19 protein-coding genes are annotated in these 18,673 nt (G+C 61.1%); 6 read left to right on the forward strand and 13 right to left on the reverse strand.

All coding sequences use genetic code 11. From position 1 onward, the window contains the following. Positions 1–34 precede the first annotated feature (34 nt). From ABCS64_RS11090 to rfbB, 13 genes are all read right to left on the reverse strand, one after another. Positions 35–499 carry a hypothetical protein gene (locus tag ABCS64_RS11090; protein ID WP_418891961.1) on the reverse strand — a complete coding sequence of 155 codons (465 nt, stop codon included), beginning with the start codon at positions 497–499 and terminating at the stop codon, positions 35–37. Then, the gene (locus tag ABCS64_RS11095) at positions 496–1,596 is read right to left on the reverse strand and encodes a hypothetical protein (protein WP_418891962.1); all 1,101 of its coding nucleotides are present in this window, start codon (positions 1,594–1,596) and stop codon (positions 496–498) included. The genes ABCS64_RS11090 and ABCS64_RS11095 overlap by 4 nt, the downstream gene beginning before the upstream one ends. Beyond that, the gene (locus ABCS64_RS11100) at positions 1,583–2,812 is read right to left on the reverse strand and encodes a hypothetical protein (protein WP_418891963.1); all 1,230 of its coding nucleotides are present in this window, start codon (positions 2,810–2,812) and stop codon (positions 1,583–1,585) included. Before ABCS64_RS11100 ends, ABCS64_RS11095 begins: the two co-directional genes overlap by 14 nt. Before the next feature lie 84 nt (positions 2,813–2,896). Beyond that, positions 2,897–3,943 (reverse strand): type II secretion system minor pseudopilin, encoded by a 1,047-nt coding sequence (locus ABCS64_RS11105; RefSeq protein WP_418891964.1) that lies wholly within the window; start codon positions 3,941–3,943, stop codon positions 2,897–2,899. Between the two features lie 11 nt (positions 3,944–3,954). Next, entirely contained in the window at positions 3,955–4,617 is a 663-nt protein-coding gene (locus ABCS64_RS11110; protein WP_418891965.1) for a prepilin-type N-terminal cleavage/methylation domain-containing protein, read from the reverse strand. A gap of 62 nt (positions 4,618–4,679) precedes the next feature. Then, entirely contained in the window at positions 4,680–5,138 is a 459-nt protein-coding gene (locus tag ABCS64_RS11115; RefSeq protein WP_418891966.1) for a hypothetical protein, read from the reverse strand. Next, positions 5,104–5,535 (reverse strand): prepilin-type N-terminal cleavage/methylation domain-containing protein, encoded by a 432-nt coding sequence (locus tag ABCS64_RS11120; RefSeq protein ID WP_418891967.1) that lies wholly within the window; start codon positions 5,533–5,535, stop codon positions 5,104–5,106. Before ABCS64_RS11120 ends, ABCS64_RS11115 begins: the two co-directional genes overlap by 35 nt. Before the next feature lie 46 nt (positions 5,536–5,581). Next, positions 5,582–6,118: a type II secretion system major pseudopilin GspG gene (gene gspG, locus ABCS64_RS11125; RefSeq protein ID WP_418891968.1), complete on the reverse strand. Its 537-nt coding sequence runs from the start codon at positions 6,116–6,118 to the stop codon at positions 5,582–5,584. Beyond that, entirely contained in the window at positions 6,115–7,323 is a 1,209-nt protein-coding gene (locus ABCS64_RS11130; RefSeq protein ID WP_418891969.1) for a type II secretion system F family protein, read from the reverse strand. Before ABCS64_RS11130 ends, gspG begins: the two co-directional genes overlap by 4 nt. Before the next feature lie 23 nt (positions 7,324–7,346). Further along, a complete protein-coding gene (gene rfbC, locus ABCS64_RS11135) occupies positions 7,347–7,892 on the reverse strand; it encodes a dTDP-4-dehydrorhamnose 3,5-epimerase (RefSeq protein WP_418891970.1) in 546 nt (181 codons plus the stop codon). Positions 7,893–7,902: 10 nt separating this feature from the next. Continuing rightward, positions 7,903–8,790 carry a glucose-1-phosphate thymidylyltransferase RfbA gene (gene rfbA, locus ABCS64_RS11140; RefSeq protein WP_418892214.1) on the reverse strand — a complete coding sequence of 296 codons (888 nt, stop codon included), beginning with the start codon at positions 8,788–8,790 and terminating at the stop codon, positions 7,903–7,905. Positions 8,791–8,827: 37 nt separating this feature from the next. Beyond that, positions 8,828–9,733, reverse strand: coding sequence for a dTDP-4-dehydrorhamnose reductase (gene rfbD, locus ABCS64_RS11145; RefSeq protein WP_418891971.1), 906 nt, complete (start codon positions 9,731–9,733; stop codon positions 8,828–8,830). After that, positions 9,730–10,797, reverse strand: coding sequence for a dTDP-glucose 4,6-dehydratase (rfbB, locus tag ABCS64_RS11150; protein ID WP_418892215.1), 1,068 nt, complete (start codon positions 10,795–10,797; stop codon positions 9,730–9,732). The genes rfbD and rfbB overlap by 4 nt, the downstream gene beginning before the upstream one ends. A gap of 156 nt (positions 10,798–10,953) precedes the next feature. Between rfbB and waaC the strand changes: the two genes are divergently transcribed. The 6 genes from waaC to ABCS64_RS11180 all read left to right on the forward strand — a co-directional run bounded on the left by waaC (position 10,954) and on the right by ABCS64_RS11180 (position 18,400). After that, on the forward strand, positions 10,954–12,036 hold the full coding sequence (gene waaC, locus ABCS64_RS11155; RefSeq protein WP_418891972.1) for a lipopolysaccharide heptosyltransferase I: 1,083 nt from the start codon (positions 10,954–10,956) through the stop codon (positions 12,034–12,036). A 37-nt stretch (positions 12,037–12,073) separates the two neighbouring features. After that, complete coding sequence (waaA, locus tag ABCS64_RS11160; protein WP_418891973.1) at positions 12,074–13,339, forward strand: lipid IV(A) 3-deoxy-D-manno-octulosonic acid transferase; 1,266 nt, start codon at positions 12,074–12,076, stop codon at positions 13,337–13,339. 140 nt (positions 13,340–13,479) lie between these two features. Next, positions 13,480–14,859, forward strand: a complete 1,380-nt coding sequence (locus ABCS64_RS11165) for an IS1380 family transposase (protein ID WP_418889980.1) — start codon at positions 13,480–13,482, stop codon at positions 14,857–14,859. Positions 14,860–15,542: 683 nt separating this feature from the next. Beyond that, complete coding sequence (locus ABCS64_RS11170; protein ID WP_418891974.1) at positions 15,543–16,520, forward strand: TRAP transporter substrate-binding protein; 978 nt, start codon at positions 15,543–15,545, stop codon at positions 16,518–16,520. A gap of 86 nt (positions 16,521–16,606) precedes the next feature. Continuing rightward, the gene (locus ABCS64_RS11175; RefSeq protein ID WP_418891975.1) at positions 16,607–17,104 is read left to right on the forward strand and encodes a TRAP transporter small permease; all 498 of its coding nucleotides are present in this window, start codon (positions 16,607–16,609) and stop codon (positions 17,102–17,104) included. 21 nt (positions 17,105–17,125) lie between these two features. Then, on the forward strand, positions 17,126–18,400 hold the full coding sequence (locus ABCS64_RS11180; RefSeq protein WP_418891976.1) for a TRAP transporter large permease: 1,275 nt from the start codon (positions 17,126–17,128) through the stop codon (positions 18,398–18,400). The last annotated feature ends 273 nt before the right edge of the window (positions 18,401–18,673 follow it).

Below are 18,673 nucleotides of genomic sequence, written 5' to 3' on the forward strand. Positions count from 1 at the left end.
TATGAGCTAAAGAGGGTCTGGTAATTGGGCATGTTCAGAATGTCAGAATGACGGTTTCTTCTTCGCCATCGGCGTTTTCAACGACGTACAGCTTGGGTTCGATACGAATGACGCGGCGGCCGTCGGGCAGGCGCTCATTTTCCCTGACCGTGGCCGAAGGCTGGCCGACAATGCGGATCAGGAGGTGTTTTTCATTGTCCTTGGCAACCAGTGCCATGACACGCCATTCAGGCGGTTTTTCCTCGCCCTTTTTCGCCTCGGGCTTGGGGGCAACGGAGCCGTCGCGGCGAAGCCCCCAGAGCGGGTTTTTCTCCAGGGCTTGTGCGGCTGGGCGCAAGTCGCGCAGAGCAAGATTGTAGTCCGGGCGCGCACCGCCGCGGCCGCCGCGCGTAACGACGAGATTATCCGACGGGTCGGCGAGCAGCCAGACGGCGAGAGCCGTGACCAGCCATACCGCCCCCAGCAGGCTGAGGAGGCGCAGCAGTACGGGTTTGGTCATTGCGGCTGGCCCCCTTCCGGCATTGTGCCCTGCCCTGACGGCAACTGCGGCATGGCCGATGGTTGTGACAGATCAAGAGGCGGCTTTTCGACGGGCTGCGCAAGCGGCATAGCGGACGACGGGGGCAATGTTCCGGTTTCAGCAGAAGGCGATGGCGATATATTTGCCGGTGTCGGCGGCTTGCCGGCGGGTTCGGGAACAGTCGGACTGCCAGTAGCCGGCGCAGGGGCGTGCGCTGATGCAGGCGGCCCGTCCGGTGACGCGGGCGGCGATCCATTGTTTTGCGCGCCGGCGTCAGGCACGGCCGGCGCCGGTGGCACGGATGCAACAGTCGGTGCAGTGTGTGGCTGTGCCTGGGGCTGCGTGGCGGGAAGCGCCGCCTCGGAGGCCGCCTGTTCTTCGCCGCCTGCGGCCTTGCTTTGCCCGGCGGTTTCATTCAACCGGGCAGCGGCGCGCGCCGCTTCGGCGGCATCCATCGGCTGTCCAAGGCGCATGACGACGCTGACGCCCAGTTCGGCCTTGCGCGTGCGGGAAACGATACTTAAGGATTCGACGCTGGCCAGCGTCTCGCCACTTTCAATGGCATAGAGCATCCGCTCAAGCGTTTCCGGCGTAAACACAAAGCCGATGTCGGCACGAAATTCGCGCAGCCCCAGTGCGTTTTCCTTGTTGCTGGCAGCGCTTGCCGCCGTGCGCTCGCCAATGGCCTTGGGCGTGGCGAGGACGAGTTTGAATTCTTTGGCGCCGGTCTCTTTGGCTAGCGTCGTCAGCCAGTCTTTGAGCTTTGCCTGGCCAACCGGGTCGGAAGAAACGGTCCAGAGGCGTTTTTCGATTGCCGCCTGCTGTCTTTCGAGATCGCTCAGAGTCGCTTTCAGCGCCGTCTCATCGCGCGATTGCCCGCGCAACTGGCGCAATTCGGTGCGCAGTTCCTGCAAGCGGCGCTCGCGGGCGGAAATCGCGTCCGACCAGTCCAACCCCAGCTCGACGACAATAATGGCGGCGATGGCAAGCAGGCCGTATTGCAGCTTGCGGTTTGCGCGCACTTCATCCGTCAGCGCACGGATGTGCCCGAGCCATGCGTCTTTACGATCCGCCATGCGCTGCCTTCCCTGTCGTCAATCGTTCTTCCGGTGTCGCTTCATCTTTCGGTTTGGCGGCCGGCGCATTTGCGCCCGCAGCGGGTGCGGCGGGCGTTGTGCCGGTTTTGTTCTGCGACTCTTTTTCCTCCGATTCGCCGGCGTCCGCCGCAGGCGGGGTTTCCGCCACGCGCGCCTGGATACCGACCGTGCCGGGCGGCGAGTCGGTGATCAGGCGAATTTCCCTGAACGCTGGCAGGCTTTCCAGCACACCGAGAAACAGGCCGAGGCTGAAGTTGTCGGCGGGGACGGCAAATTGCAGGCGCAGCCGGTCGCCGCGATATTCCCATTCCGTCAGACGAATCCGCGTCGATTCGGAAATGAGGCCTGCATCGGCAACCGCCTGCATCAGTTCGAGCTGCGCCCAGGACGGCCGCACGCCATTGAAGGCGTCGAGAAATTCGACGCTGCGGTCGATCCGCTTTTGCAGCGCAATGGTTTCGGCGTGCTCGGTGGTTATTCTTTCGTAGGCGGCCCGTTCGGAGGCGATCGCCCAGCTGAGTTTGAGGCTGTAAATCCCAAAAGCAACGATGACGGCGCCGACGAGGGCAACCACGGCGGCGGACAGCCAGACGACGGGAGAAATCGGCCGGATAAGCCGCGTGGAGAGCTTCCAGCCCGGTTCCGGCGTTTTCCCCAGGCGCAGGCTTCGCACGAGCGGCAAGGGATAGCGCTCAGGGTCGAAGCCCGCATCGCGGGCAAATGCGCGCCATTGCGCTTCATCTGGCGGTGCGGCGAACCAGCGCGTTTTTGTCAAACGGCCGCCGGTAACCGAAACCGCTTCGCAACCTTCCAGGCAATCGAGCAGGTGAACGCCATCGGCCAGGTGCGGGCGCAGCAGGGATTCCGGCCAGGGCGCATATTCGGCATCGTGGGTATTGTCGCCCCAGGCGGCCGCCAGCACGCCCTCAGGCGACTCATCCCAGTACCAGAGATGTGCCGTGTCGTCGAATACGCGATAGCAAAAGCCATAGCGCCCCGCGCCCAGCAACTGATTGAGCTGCAGTGCCAGGGCGGAGGTCAGAAAGCGCGCCGGCACGCCGCGCACGTCGAGCTTCAGCCAGCGCGCCTGGCTGCGCGGCACGGTCAACAAGTCGCGTTTCCAGCCAAAAAACTTCAGGCAAGCGTCGAACAGGCGGGAACAGCGCGGCGAACGCTCTGCGCGCATTTGCTTCATTTTTACCAACAGCGTTCCGAACAAAACCGCCTCTCAACTTTCCGTTACGCATCGGGTTTCGTGCGCAAGTCCATGACTCTTCAATCAAAACGGGAATTGTACTTGATATGGTGCGTTCAGGTTGCGTACCGATGAGAGCGGCGGCAATTCAGGCAACGCATCGATTTCTTCCTGCGTCAGCGTAGGCAGCGGAACGCGGTATGTGTACTGGACAATCCAGGGCGAATGGGCGAAGGTCGGCGTATGTTTGACCGCCATACGCACCCCGCTCGGGCTGCCGACGTAACGCAGCGTGACGATGATCGTTTCCGAAGGGAAAAGCGTCGTCATGACTGCGCCGGAAAACGGGTTGCTGGATGTCCCGGAAAGCAGAAGCTGCGAGATGTCGGGCGTTTCTCCCCGCCGGCGCGAGGCCTCAAGGCTTTGCGCCAGTTCGGCCGGGATGCCGGTCATGGCAACGAGGATGCGCCAGTCAGCCGTGTTGGGATTAAACAGAAGAACGCGCGAAACATGCAGATGATCAACCAGCGATCCCGTTTCCGGCCAGCGTTGGAAAATTTCTGAAAAACCGAGCACACGGGAAATCTCGGTCGGCGATAAAAAATCAGCGTTGCGGATATCGCCGGCTTTGCCAGCGTGCGCGTAATCTTCTTTTTCGGCGCCGTTAATATGGCGCAGATCGTCGCCGTCACGATAGTCAAGCAAGGAGTCGGCCAGACGCCCCACGGTTTCTCCATCAAGGTCGTAGGTTGCCAGCAGGCGTTCGAGCATAGTGCGCCCATTGCCTTCCAGCGCCTGCGTATTGAGGCTGAACAAGCCTTTGATGTCTTGCAGGTTTACGATGACCTCACGGCCGATGCGATACGGCGTGCCGTCGAGCGCAATGCTGGCGTTCGGCAGCGTGCCCAGGCCGAAGCGGCTGCGCGGCGCGGCGCTCAGCAGGTAAAGCACCCGCGCTTTGGCCGAGGCGACGGCGAACTCGCCGTCGATCCGCTGCTTTTCGGCACGGGCGAGGTCTCTGGCCAAGGAGATACGGTTTTCCATGTAGGCTGCGCCAACCAGCATCAATGCCAGAACGGCGATATTCAGCGCCAGAATGTAGCCTTTCTGGCGGCGCGGTGGTTTTGTCACAAAAAATTGCCTCATTTGATTCCCAGGCCGAAAGGCATTTTCCGCGGCGGTTCAAACCACGGATCGTTGCGCAGTCCCACGATCCAGACTTGTTCCGGCGTATCTTTTTGCCTGATGCGCAGCATGACGAGCGCGGGCAGCGTTTCCTCCTGGCGGCCATCCTCCTTCGGCCAGCGTTCGCTTTCTTTGCCGTCATGATCCGCGAAACGAAATTCGACTTCAGCCTCTTCCCATTCCGCCAGCGTAAAGCGCGTACCTTCGGCGGCTTCCGAGCCGGGGCGGTATTCGTCGTAGGCAAGCCGAGTCCGCCGGTCTCCGCGCACTAAAGAGAGGTGCACGGGCACAGGCGCGTTGCCAAGCATAGGGCGCAGGGACTGCGTCGTCTCACAGCGGATTTCGCTCGTGCTGCCGGAAAAAGGCACATTGGTCAGTCCGGAGTCGGCCTTGATAGGCAAACAGGCGGAAAGCACGTCCTCAAACCAGGCTCTCGTCCTGAGCACTTTTTCCCGCGTGATCAGTTCATCCTGCAGGCTTTCCTGCACGCGATACATATAAAACAGCGCTCCCATCAGCACGGCAACCAGCAGACTGGTGACCACCAGCGCAACCATGACTTCGACAAGCGTAAAACCACCTGCACCTGCCGAATGCCGCGCTGCGCGCCGGCGCCGCATGTTATGGCTGAGGCCGCGGGAAGATGCGGCGTGAGGGGCCGCAAAAGGCCATCGCCGCTTCATCAGAACGGCATATCCATCGTGCGTTCTTTCCTGTAGCCGATGCCAGTAACGGTTTCGACGAACCAGGGCTGTGTTTCTTCACGACGGTAAACGGATACGGCGATATCGTAGAGCCGCACGTCATAGATGCCGATACCCCGAGGGTAGCCCATCTGCCTGATCGCGTCGCCTTGCGGCGCGGCTTTCCATTCCAGCCGGATCGTTTCGCCGATCGACGTTTCGCCGTTTGGCCGTTCCATTGGATTGAGCGAATGCAGCCATTCCGCGACCAGCTTGCGCGCTTCCTGTTCTGCATAAAAACCGCGCATACGTTGCAGGGTATCAAGGTTTTGCTGCACCCAGGCGAGCAGCGTAAACCCGATGCTGGAAAGCAGGACGAGTGCAACCAGGGCTTCCAGCAGGCCGAAGCCGCGCTCACTGCTGTCAGTCCGCCACGTCCGCCAGTTTTTCGATTTCACAGCTGATCTCGTGAATGCCATAACGCGCGGAAGCGCCTGGACTGTCGGTGCAAACCAGCTTGATGACGGCGGCGGAACAGGCGCCCACCGGCGAGATGACCAGCGGCGGTTGTATGTCGGCCGTCCAGCCCTCGGGAAGCTGCAACGCCGGCGCGCCGTCGCCGATATCTTTCTTCCCCTGGTCGCGCGGCAATTCGAGCCCGCACCCGATGTAACGAACGCGACGCGGTAACTGCAGCAGTTGATCTTCGATCAGCCGGCGCTGCGATACCGCTTCGAAGCTGCTCAGACTGGCGCCGATGCGCGGCGCCAGCAACGAGGTCAACAGGCCGACGATGAAAACCACAAAGAGGACTTCGAGCAGCGTGAAGCCCGCCGCACTGCGCTCTGTCCACACTCCGGACATCATCTGGCAGCGGCGCCGTCTTCGCCATAATGGAGATTCACTGCGACTTACCGTAATTGCTACTGGTGCCGGTATCGCCGCCGATGTCCTGATCGACGCCTTCGCCGCCCGGCTTGCCGTCACCACCCAGCGAGATCAGCGTAAACGGCTGGCCGCTGACCTCCGGCGGGCGATACTGGTAGGGATTGCCCCAGGGATCGAGCGGTACCGCCCCTTCCAGATAAGGGCCTTTCCAGCGCCGTTTCATATCCGGCTCGTTCGGCGCATCGGTGAGCAGACGCAACCCCTGCTCTTCGCTCGGATAGACATTGATATCCATCCGCATGGTTTCGATTGCGCCGCGCAACAGTTTGATCTGGGCTGCCGCCGTCTGCGCCTTGGCCGCATCGACCTTGGCAAACAGGCGCGGCCCGACCAGGCTGACGAGCAGGCCAATGATGACGAGCACCACCAGCATCTCCAGCAGGGTAAAACCCCGACCAGCGACGGCATATCGCGCACAGCAGCGGTTGCGCGGGCGACTTGGATGGCTTCGATTTTTTTTCGAGGGTTTGGCGTAAAGATGATTGTTCATAGTTTGATCTCAGTAAGACTGGTCATGGCCATCACGACACCGACCATGACAACGCCCAAGACAAGGCCGATGACGAGAATACTGACCGGCTCGATCAGCGCTACGACACTGCGCTGCAAGGCACGGTGCTTATCGGACGCGTAGCTTGCCACATGCTCCAGCATCGCGCCAAGCTGGCCGGATTTTTCGCCGACTTTCAGCATCGTCAAGGAGGCTCCTTCCAGCAAGCGCCGCTCTTCTATCGCCGAGGAAAGACGCTTGCCGCGGCGGACATCATCTTGGACACTGCGCAGCCGGTTTGCATTTTCCGGCAGCAGCACCGAAAGCGCCGCCAGGTCCATACACATCAGGATGGGCACCTTGCTCTGCACCAGCACGGCAAGCATCGAGGTCCAGCGCGTCGTTTCCGCGCCGGCAATCCAGCCGGACATGATGGGCAGCCGTGCAGAAACACGCGCCATGTGCTGTCTGGCGGCGCGACTCCGGAAAAGCAGATAGGCGCCCACGGCAACGCCAGCAAATCCGAACAGCACGCCCACCCAGTGATCATGGACATAAACGCCCGTGCCGAGCACCCATTGGGACAACAACGGCAAATCGACCTTGCGCCCCTGGAACATGCCCGCAAAACGGGGGACAACGAAGGCAAAAATGAAGCTGATGGCGACGATGCCGGTAAACACCAGAATCATCGGATAGGTCAGCGCTTCCCGCGCCTCGTTCTTCATTTTCTCTTCGAATTCAAGCTGATCGGCACTTCTGGCCAGCGCATTGCCGAGATCGCCGGTGGCTTCGCCGGCACGCGCCAGCGCATGCACATATTGCGGCAGCCCAAAGTCCGATTTTTCCAGCGCCGCAGAAAAGCGTTCACCCGCCAAAACCGCCGTATTAAGGCGCGAGAGCGATTCTTTCATGCGCGGATGATCGGTCGTCTCCAACAGGGTCGAGAATGCGTCGGACAAGCCCACGCCGGATTTCAGGAGCGTTGCAAGTTCGCGGACAAAGGCAACCACATCGGTATGGCGGATCTTCTGCGCCCCGGAGATGACTTTGCGATGATTCTCCGCAACCGTCTGCGCTTTCAGCTCCAGTGGAACCTGGCCTTTTTCCCGTAGCAACTCCAGTGCATCTGCCTGGCAAGACGCTTCAATTGCGCCTTGTCTAACAGCGCCGGAAGCATCGAGTACGCGGTAGGAAAATAACATGATCGATGCAGAAAATTTCCAGACTACCGCGACAGCAATGATGCGAACGCGGCGCCCGTCGCATCTTTGGCCGACACCTGCGGCGCAGCGGAAAGCGGCCAGCGGATGTTCAGCTGCGGATCGTCCCAGCGGATGCAGCGTTCCAGTTCCGGCGCCCAGTAATCGGTCGTCTTGTAGAGAAACTCGGCCGCTTCGCTGAGCACGAGGAAGCCGTGGGCGAATCCAGGCGGAATCCAGAGCTGGCGCTTGTTTTCCGCTGAAAGCGTTTCGCCGACCCAGGTGCCGAAAGTGGCCGATTCCGGACGGATGTCGACGGCCACATCGAACACTTCGCCAACGACGATGCGCACCAGCTTGCCCTGCGCCCTCGGCGGCAGCTGATAGTGCAGGCCACGCAGGACGTGCCGGACGCTGCGCGAGTGATTGTCCTGGACGAAATCGACCTCCAGGCCGGTCGCCTGTTTAAAGCTTTGCCGGTTGAAACTCTCAAAAAAGAAGCCGCGCGCATCGCCGAATACCTTGGGTTCGATGCGCAGCACGTCGGGAATCGCCAGCGGGGTGACTTTCATGGCTGCGTCCTCATGACAGAATTTTGTCCCGGAACAGGCCGAGCAGATACTGGCCATATCCGGACTTGGCAAGCGCCTGCGCCATGCTTTCCAGCTGACGGGCGTCGATCCAGCCGTTGCGCCAGGCGATTTCTTCCGGGCAGGCAACTTTCAGTCCCTGGCGGCGCTCGATGGTATGAATGAACTGGCTGGCGTCGAGCATGGATTCATGCGTGCCGGTATCGAGCCAGGCATAGCCGCGCCCCAGCGTCTTGACGCTGAGCTGACCGCGTTCAAGGTACAGCCGGTTGAGGTCGGTGATCTCCAGCTCGCCGCGCGCCGAGGGTTTGACGCTCTTGGCCAGTTCGACGATCTGCCGATCGTAAAAATACAACCCGGTCACGGCGTAGCGCGAACGCGGCGCTTTGGGCTTTTCCTCCAGGCTGATTGCCTGCCATTTTTCATCGAACTCGACGACACCGTAACGTTCAGGGTCGGTCACCGGGTAGGCAAAAACGGTTGCACCCTCGCGTTTGGCATCGGCCTCACGCAGCAGGCGGGCAAAATCATGCCCGTAGAAAATGTTGTCACCCAGCACAAGCGCCGAAGGTGAATCGCCGACAAACGATTCGCCGATCAGAAAGGCTTGCGCCAAGCCGTCGGGCGAGGGCTGCACCGCATATTCGAGGTGGATGCCCCACTGCCCGCCGTCACCAAGCAGCTGTTCAAAACGCGGCGTATCCTGCGGCGTAGAGATAACCAGAATGTCACGTATGCCGGCCAGCATCAGCGTACTGAGCGGGTAATAGATCATCGGCTTGTCGAAAATGGGCAGCAGTTGCTTGGAGACGACCTGCGTTGCCGGATAGAGCCGGGTGCCGGAGCCGCCGGCAAGAATGATGCCTTTACGATGATTCATGGAGGTCATGGGAGATTTTCTGTGCAGGTGTTAATCACTACTGTTTCAGGATTTCGGTCAACGCCCGCAGAACGCCGCTGCGCCAGTCGGGCAGAACCAGGTCATAGGCCGCCCGTAGTTTGGACGTATCAAGCCGGGAATTGCGCGGCCGCGGCGCGGGCAGCGGATAGGCCTCGGTCGGAATCGGCACGACCGCATCCGGCGCAACCCGCACCGGCAGCCCGGCATTACGCGCCTGCTCGATGATCAGACGGGCATAGCCGTACCAGGAAGTCTCGCCGCCCGCTACCAGATGGTAGAGGCCGGTAAGATCAGAACGCGCCGGCGCGGCGCATACCGCACGCACGGCGTGCGCCGTCACATCGGCCAGCAGATCGGCGCCAGTAGGCGCGCCGACCTGATCATCAATCACCGTCAGGCGCTCGCGTTCCTGCGCCAGTTTAAGCATGGTGCGGATGAAATTGCCACCGCGTGCGGCATAAACCCAGCTGGTACGGAAAATGAGATGCTTCCGGCAACGGGCGACGGCGATTTCGCCGTCGCGCTTGGTCTGCCCATAGACGCTGAGCGGGTTTGTCGCATCCTCTTCCCGCCAGGGACGCTCACCGCTGCCGTCAAACACGTAATCGGTCGAGTAATGGACGAACCAGGCACCGATTTCTTCGGCCGCATCGGCAAGCGCGCCCGGCGCTTCGGCATTGATCCGGCGCGCCAGCTCCGGCTCGGACTCGGCCTTGTCGACGGCCGTATAGGCAGCGGCATTGACGACAACATCCGGCCTGACCTGACGCACCGTTGCCGCGATGTCGGCCAGACGGGTGAAGTCGCCGCACAACTCACCCGGCGTATCGAAGTCGAGCGCGACAAGTTCGCCCAGCGCCACCAGACTCCGCTGTAATTCCCAACCGAGCTGGCCGCCCTTGCCAAAAAGAAGGATTTTCATGACGCCCGTCCGCCGTAGTTTTTCTCCACCCACTCGCGGTACGCACCCGACTGCACGTTAGCGATCCATTGAGGATGATCGAGATACCAGGCAACTGTCTTGCGAATGCCGGTTTCAAAGGTTTCCTGCGGCTTCCAGCCAAGCTCGCGCTCAATCCTGGTCGCGTCGATCGCGTAGCGCCGATCATGGCCGGGACGGTCGGTCACGTAAGTGATCTGCTCACGATAGGATTGGCCGTCGGCGCGCGGACGCAATTCATCGAGCAGCGCGCAGACGGCATGCACGATGTCGAGATTGGGCTTCTCGTTCCAGCCGCCGATGTTGTAGGTTTCTCCCGGTTGCCCGGCTGCCAGCACGCGCCGGATAGCGGCGCAGTGGTCGCCGACATAGAGCCAGTCCCGGATCTGCTGGCCGTCGCCGTAAATTGGCAGGGATTTGCCGGCTAGCGCATTGACGATCATCAGCGGAATCAGTTTTTCGGGAAATTGGTAGGGGCCGTAATTGTTCGAGCAGTTGGTGGTCAGCACCGGCAGGCCGTAGGTATGGCAATAGGCGCGCACGAGATGGTCGGACGCTGCCTTGGACGCGGAATACGGGCTGTTGGGTTCATAGCGGTGACGTTCCGTGAAAGCCGGGTCATCCTTGGCCAGAGAGCCATAAACCTCGTCGGTGGATACGTGCAGGAAGCGAAACGCCTTGCGCGCAGCGTCATCCAAGCCGCCCAAATGGGCGCGTGCGCATTCGAGCAGGTTGAACGTACCCAGGATATTGGTCTGGATGAATTCTCCCGGCCCGTGAATCGAGCGATCGACGTGGCTTTCGGCGGCAAAATTGATCACCGCCCGTGGCGCATGCTGCCGGAAGAGCCGTTCAACCAGGGCTTTGTCGCAGATGTCGCCCTGCACGAAAGCATAGCGCGGATCCCCGGCCAGTTCGGCCAGATTTTCCAGATTGCCGGCGTAGGTCAGTTTGTCAAGGTTGAGAACTGGCTCATCGCCCGCGCGCAGCCAGTCCAGAATGAAATTGGCGCCGATGAAACCGGCGCCGCCGGTGACGAGTATCACGTTCAAGCCTTTCTCGTATTTTTATAAACTCAGGTCATCAAAAAATCCGGGGCGCCGAGGCAAGCGGCAATCCCCGATATAATGCGCAGCGTTTTTAGCGCCATGCGCAATATAAACAGGCGCCCACGCAAATCCCTGCCGATATTCTACCCGCTGATGCGTATTTTGTTGGTCAAGACCTCCTCACTCGGCGATGTCGTGCACAACCTGCCGGTCGCCAGCGATCTGTCCCGCCGTTTTCCCGACGCACGAATCGACTGGTGCGTCGAAGAGGCGTTTGCCGACATCCCGCGCCTACATCCGGCCGTTCAAGAAGTCATTCCCGTCGCTGTCCGCCGCTGGCGCAGGTCGCTCTGCCAGCTGGCACACTGGTCGACGCTCGGACGGGAAATCCGCGCCGCCCGAGCGCAGCTCCGGGCACAGCCCTACGACGCCATCCTTGATACGCAGGGTTTGATCAAAAGCGCGCTGATCGCCCGCCAGGCGCGAGGCAAAACACTGGGTTACGCGCGAGAGGTCGCACGCGAACCGCTGGCCGCCTGTTTCTATGACCGCACGTTCATCGTCCCCACCCATCTGCACGCTGTCGAGCGCAATCGCCGGCTTGCCGCTCTGGCACTGGGCGCCGTCGGCGTGGCGCCCGCGCCACACCCTAAAGCCCCGGAAGCCACCGAAATCCCTGAGGTCGCTTTCCTGCCCCCGTCCGCCAGCCCCTTGCCGCTCGATTACGGCATTCGCCCGCCGGCAATGGATTTCCCCTGGCTGGGCAAGGCGCCTGATGGCAGCCGCGTCGTTCGCTATGCCGTCCTGCTGACCGCAACCAGCCGCACTGACAAGCTGTGGGATGAAGCCCACTGGCGCGAAGTCGGGCAAGCGTTGAGCCAGCGCGGTCTGACGCCGGTTTTCCCCTCCGGTAACGCAGCCGAGCGGCAACGCGCGGAACGTATTGCGGCGGGCATCCCCTCCGCCTGCGTCGCGCCGACGCTGGGGCTGCGCGAATTGGCCGCACTGCTCGGTCACGCCCGCCTCTGCATCGGCGTCGATACGGGACTGTCGCATCTGGCTACGGCACTGCGCACGCCAACGATTGCACTCTATACGGCCACCGATCCGGCCCTGACCGGCGTACTCGGCACGGGTTTTGCCCGTAACCTCGGCGGTAAAGGCTCGCCACCGAGCGTTGCGGACGTTCTCACTGCCGCAGAGCAGGCCTTGACGGCGACGTTCTCGCCAACGTGACGAAGCCCCACTCAATACACGAACCACGAACGTACCCATGTCCCGCCTGATTTATACCCTGCTTTTCACCCTCGTCCAGCCGCTGATCTGGCTGCGCCTGCTCTGGCGGGCGCGCCGACAGCCCGAATACCTGCGCCATCTGGGCGAACGTTACGGTTTCTATGCGCACGCTGCGTCGCCGCACCTACTCTGGCTGCACGTTGTCTCAGTCGGCGAAACGCGTGCGGCCGAACCCCTGATCCGCGCCCTGCTTGCCGCCTTCCCCAGGCACGAACTTTTGCTGACGCACATGACGCCGACCGGCCGCGCGACAGGCAGCGAACTGGTTGCCAAATACGGCGCACGCCTGCATCAGGCTTACCTGCCTTACGATCTACCGGGCGCCTGCCGCCGTTTCTTCCGGCATTTCCGCCCACAAATCGGCCTGCTTATGGAAACCGAACTCTGGCCGAACCTGATCGCCCTCGGCCAGGCGCGGCAAATACCGATCCTGCTGATCAATGCCCGCCTTTCCGCACATTCGCAACGAGGCTATCTGCGTTTCGCGCCGCTGGTTCGGCCGATGATGCGGCAACTGGCCGCCGTTGCCGCGCAAACTCCGGCCGATGCCGAACGACTGACCGCCATCGGCGCCGAAAATGTACGTAGCTTCGGCAACCTCAAATTCGACGCCGACCCCGCGCCGGAAAAAATTGCGCTCGGCCAAAGCTGGCGCACAGCGATCGGCCGTCGTCCCGTCTGCCTAGCCGCCAGCACCCGCGAAGGCGAGGAAACGCTGATCGTCGATGCTTTCCTCCAGACGCTGCCGCCGGAAGCGCTGCTTGTTCTCGTGCCCCGCCATCCTGAACGCTTCGATGAAGTCGCCGCCATGCTTGCATCGCGCGGCGTCAACAGCCGGCGACGCAGCAGCGGCCTGCCGGATGCCACAACCCGTCTCTGGCTGGGCGACAGCATGGGGGAAATGCCGGCTTATTTCACGCTGGCCGATCTGGCGCTGATCGGCGGCACATTGCTGCCTTTCGGCGGGCAGAACCTGATCGAAGCCGCAGCCTGCGGCTGTCCGGTGCTGGTCGGCCCGCATACGTACAATTTCGCCCAGGCGACCGAAGACGCGCTGGCCTGCGGCGCGGCGCAGCAGATCGGCAGCGCCGATGCGGCTGCCCGCGCAGCCGCGCACCTGCTGGGCGACCATGCGACACTCGACAGGATGCGTGCGGCTGCCCGCGCATTTAGTCAGGCACACCGCGGCGCGACCACTCGCACCGTGGCGCTGGTTCAAACGCTAATGGGAAACGGCGGGTAGCGGACAAGGCCTCGCCGGCCGCGGTTCTGGCGGTTTCGGCACTACCCCGCATTTCTCACAGATAGAAGGTGCATCGCGGCCGGAGATATGAGAAAGTTTTTTTGCGAGAACGACTTAACCATATCTCTGAGGAAGCCGCGATGCCGACACAGTGTACCGTAGTCAGCCCATGCGCGAAGCGTATTGATGGCCGCCAGGTGGCGGTGGATTTCGACGGAGGGCAGATCAGTTCGGATGCGGGCGCGCTGTTGCTGCGCGAGGTCGATCGCACCTTGCGGCTGACCGAACGGGTGGCGGCCTGCTTCGAGGATGGGCGCGATCCGGAGCTGATCGAACACACGGTGCACACGTTGGTGATGCAACGGATCGTGGGGATCGCGCTGGGCTACGAGGACCTGAACGATCACGATCAATTGCGCCGTGACCCGGTACTGGCCACGCTGGCCGGTAAGCTCAGCGCTCGGCGCAAGGGCTGCGAGCCGCTGGCGGGCAAGTCGACCTTGAACCGGCTCGAACATGCCCCCGACACCAAGGACGGTTCGCGCTATCACAAGATCGCTCACGATCCGGCGGCCTTCGAGTCGCTGTTCGTCGCGTGCTTCATTGAGGCGCACGAGCAGGCACCTGACGAGATCATCCTCGATCTGGACGCCACCGACGACCCGCTGCACGGCCAGCAGGAAGGGCGTTTCTTCCATGGTTACTACGGCGGCTACTGCTACCTGCCGCTGTACATCTTCTGCGGCCGACATCTGCTCGCCGCCAAGCTGCGCCGGGCCAACACGGATGCCTCGGCGGGCAGCATCGATGAACTCGAACGCATCGTCACCCAGATCCGCCGCCACTGGCCGGAGGTGCGCATCGTGCTGCGTGCCGACTCGGGCTTTGCGCGCGATGCCTTGATGAGTTGGTGCGAGCAGACGCACATCGACTTCGTCTTCGGGCTGGCCAAGAACGACCGGCTCAAGGCCCAGATCGAAACCGAGATGAGCCAGGCGCAGGCCGAATGCACCCAGACCGGCAAGCCCGCACGGCGGTTTCGCGACTTCACCTACCGCACCCTTGACAGCTGGTCGTGCGCCCGGCGGGTCGTCGGCAAGGCCGAGCAGCTGCCGGGCAAGGCCAATCCGCGCTTCATCGTCACCAGCCTGGACGCTCAGCGCTGGCCGGCACGCGAACTGTACGAGGCGCTGTACTGCGCCCGAGGCGAAATGGAGAACCGCATCAAGGAGTGCCAGCTACACCTGTTCGCCGATCGCACCTCAACGGCGACGATGCGGGCCAATCAGCTGCGGCTGTGGTTCGCCTCCTTCGCCTACGTCATGCTCGAAGCGCTGCGCCGCATCGGGCTGGCTGGCACCGAACTGGCCGAGGCCACCTGCGAGAGCCTGCGCCTGAAACTGCTCAAGATCGGCGCACGGGTCAAGATCAGCGTGCGCCGCATCCATGTCAGCATGGCCAGCAGTCATCCGTTCCAGACCACCTGGCGCCTGGCCCAGGCCAGACTCGCCCCCGGCTGATCCGCCACGCCACCGTGGCCCTGCTGATCCGATCGCGCTCCCGTTCGCGCGAGGCGGTCTCATGCCCAAACAGCGCCGCTTGCCCCCTCAACGCACCTGACCGCTCGCAGAACCTCACCCGCCTGCACTCCATTGGCCGCTCGCAGGCCTGAATCCTCGCGGTCACGGCGACGCGTGAAGGAAAAAACCGCGCCAACGGGGGCCGAACCGTGAGGGTGTGAGAAATGTGGGCTAACGCCGAAACATCCGGTTCGAGAACGCTCGAGAGCACCTTTCCACCGCGGATAAATTCCGCCGCATGCCGACGAATCCCCCATCAATCATTGCCGACGGCGCGTAGTCCGCCGCCCAACCGCCATCGACTGCCATCCGCTGCCCGCCGCGTCCGGCTCAACCGTTTCCCGGAAGGGGCGTTTGATGGATTACCGGCACCGGAATGTGCAGGCACGGTTTTCAGTGTTCCAAAGTCTGCAAGAACCTGTCGTAGCCCCTGACGAATAGGCGGTCGCAGCATATCGAGAAAACACCTCGCCGCAGTATTGTCTATGAACTGGCGGACGTGCTATCGTCGATCTGCATTTGCGGCATGGCAGGATAGATGCCATACCGAACCGGAATTGCAGTGGCAGCAGTAGCAGGCCGGTTCGGCCATTTCCCACCAGACCAACAGATTAGAGGTAATTATGCAAAAGCGTTCGAAATATCTTTCCGCCTTCCTGGTTACGCTGTTTTCCTCATCGCTGGCGTTTGCTTCGGGCATAGTGCTTAAACTCGGGCACATTGCCGAGAAAACCAATCCCTATGCCATGGGCGCTGACCACTTCGCCGAACTCGTCAAGAAAAAATCGAACGGCGAGATTGAAATCAAGGTCTTCCCCTCCTCCCAACTGGGCGCGCAAAAAGAGCTGATCGAAGGACTGATCTACGGCACCGTCGACATGACGCTGACCGGCACCGCCGAGCTGGGCACCTTCCAGCCGCAAATGGCGATCTTCGACATGCCGTTCCTGTTCAAGGACCGCGCGCACGCCTACAAAGCGCTTGATACGGTCGGCATGGAACTGGGCAAGCCGCTTGAAGCCAAAGGCATCAAGCTGCTCGGCTACATGGAGAACGGGATTCGCCATGTGACCAACAATGTCCGCCCGGTCAAATCGCCCGCCGACATGAAGGGGCTGAAAGTTCGCGTCATGAACAACAAGGTATACGTCGAGATGGTCAAGGCACTGGGTGCCTCGCCGACACCCATGGCCTTCTCGGAACTGTATTCCGCGCTGCAACAGGGCACGGTCGATGGTCAGGAAAACCCCAGCGCGCATATTTTCACCAAGCGCTTCTATGAAGTTCAGAAATATGCATCGCTGACCGGCCACGCCTACGCCCCCGAACCCGTGCTGATCTCAATGATGGCATGGAAAAAACTGACGCCGGCGCAGCAGGAGATCATCCAGTCCGCGGCGAACGAAGCGATTGCCTGGCAGCGCCAGCTCTCCGAGAAAGAGGACCAGGCGTTCTGGGAGAAGATCAAGGCCACCGGCAAGATTGAGGTTATCGACGTCGACCGCAAGCCATTTATGGAAGCGACCCAAAGCGTCTATAAACAACTAGCCAAGACCGTCGGCCAGAGCAATATCGACAAGATCAAGGCGCTGGAGAAATAAACGGCAAGGCAGCATAGTCATCACCTATTGCGTTGTGCCCCAAAAACCCGGACATGGAGATGTCCGGGTTTCGTAGGAGAAAGCTCATGCTCGACAGGCTGCTGGAAAAAGTGAGAGCGGTTCTGTACTGGTTTTCATGTTTTGCCATGACGACCATGCTGATCACCATTTTTGCCCAGGTCATCACACGCTATTGCTTTAATTACACGCCCGAGTGGTCGGAAGAACTGGCGCGTTTCTTGTTTGTTTACGTCGTATTCCTTGGTTCTGCGCTGATCATGGGCGAATCCGGACACCTGGCCGTCGAGTTTCTGCCAAACCACTATAAAGGACGCCCGTTCGGAAAAGTGCTGCAATTCATCTCGCTCGTCGCCGGTTATCTATTCACCGCCATTTTGTTCTTCCAGGGATCGAAAATGGTTCAGGTCATGACCTTTCAGGAAGCGCCGGGACTGGAAATTTCAATGAGCTACGTTTATGCGGTCATTCCGGTCAGCAGCGTACTGATGCTGCTTTACCTGATTCGCAACACACTGCGTTTATTCAAGGGCAATGATCCAACAGCCCAAGGCAGCAGTACCTGACACTCGACAGGGAGAACTGGCATGGAATACGTATTGTTGGGGTTGTTCTTGCTGCTGACGGCGCTCGGCGTACCCGTAGCTTTTTCGCTGTGCCTGTCGGTTGCCAGCATCCTGATCTTTTTCATGGACAAGCCGCTCGTCATGATCACACAGATCATGTTTTCGGGGATCGACTCATTTTCGTTCATGGCCGTTCCCTTTTTCATGCTGGCCGGTTCGTTCATGTCTGCCGGCGGCGTCACGACGCGCCTGGTTCAGTTTTCGCAAGCGCTAGTCGGCTCATTCACCGGCGGCCTGGCGCAAACCGTCTCCGTTTCCGGCTGTTTCTTTGCCGCCATTTCCGGATCGTCGGCAGCCACCACCGCCGCGCTGGGCACGACAATGGTTAACGAAATGGAGAAAAAGGGATATGCCCGTGATTGGGCGACCGGCGTCGTGGCCTCCAGCGGCGTTGTCGGCATCGTCATTCCGCCGTCGATCACCATGGTTGTTTATGGCGTCATTGCCGACACCTCGATCGGTGATCTTTTCATCGGCGGCTTCATTCCCGGCATGATGATGGGCGCGTCAATGATGCTGGTCAGCTGGTACATGGCGAAAAAACGCGGCATTCGCCCGGAGGGAAATTTCTCTTTTGCCCACCTGGCCAAGGCATTCAAGGAATCCTTTTTTGCCCTGATGACGCCGGTCATCATCATCGGCGGTATTTACGGCGGCATTTTCACGCCGACCGAAGCGGCCGCAGTCGCTGCCGTCTACGGCATCTTCGTCGGCCTGTTCATCTACAAGGAACTCAAGTTCAGGGATTTTCCGCAAATCATTTTCCAGGCCGTCATCGGCACAACGATGATCATGCTGCTGGTCGGCGCGGCCAACGTCTTCGGCTGGCTGCTGACCAGTCTGCAAATCCCGCACCGGCTTGGCGAGTTCGTCGTCTCGATCACCACCTCGCCCATCATGTTTCTGATGGCCCTCAACGTTCTGCTGCTCATCGCCGGGACGATGGTCAACGCTTCGGCGGCTGTCGTCATTCTGACGCCGATTTTCCTGCCGGTCGCCAAAACGCTGGGGATCGATCCCTTGTTTTTTGGCGTTCTCATGGTCGTCAACCTCGCCATCGGCTGTATCACGCCGCCGGTTGGACTCGACCTTTTCGTCGCCAGCGCCATTACCAAGGTTCCCATCGAACGGGTCATGATCGCTTCATTGCCCTATCTGGGCGCGCTGCTGGTCACGCTCGTCATTCTGACGCTGTTCCCGTGGTTCGTTACCGTATTGCCCTACGCGATGCGGTAATCGCCTCTGCTGCCATGCCCCCTACTGAAGCGAGAGGCGGCCGCATGCGCCCCCTCGGCTTTAGGGCATTGCGCATTGACTGACACGAGCCCGCGGCCCATCATCTCCGCCGCCATACCGCCCAGACCGCCGCCGGAGTCCGCGTGGCTAGGGCGTTTAGGGACATGCCCGGAACCCCGCGTAAATAGGGCGCTTGCGGGCAGGCACCTCTGAAACCCTTATGGATAAAGGATCTCCGGACAAAATGCCCGGAGACGCCCTGTTTATAAGGGC

Origin of the sequence: Dentiradicibacter hellwigii (genome assembly GCF_041770905.1) — a bacterium.
Lineage (GTDB): Bacteria > Pseudomonadota > Gammaproteobacteria > Burkholderiales > Rhodocyclaceae > Propionivibrio > Propionivibrio hellwigii.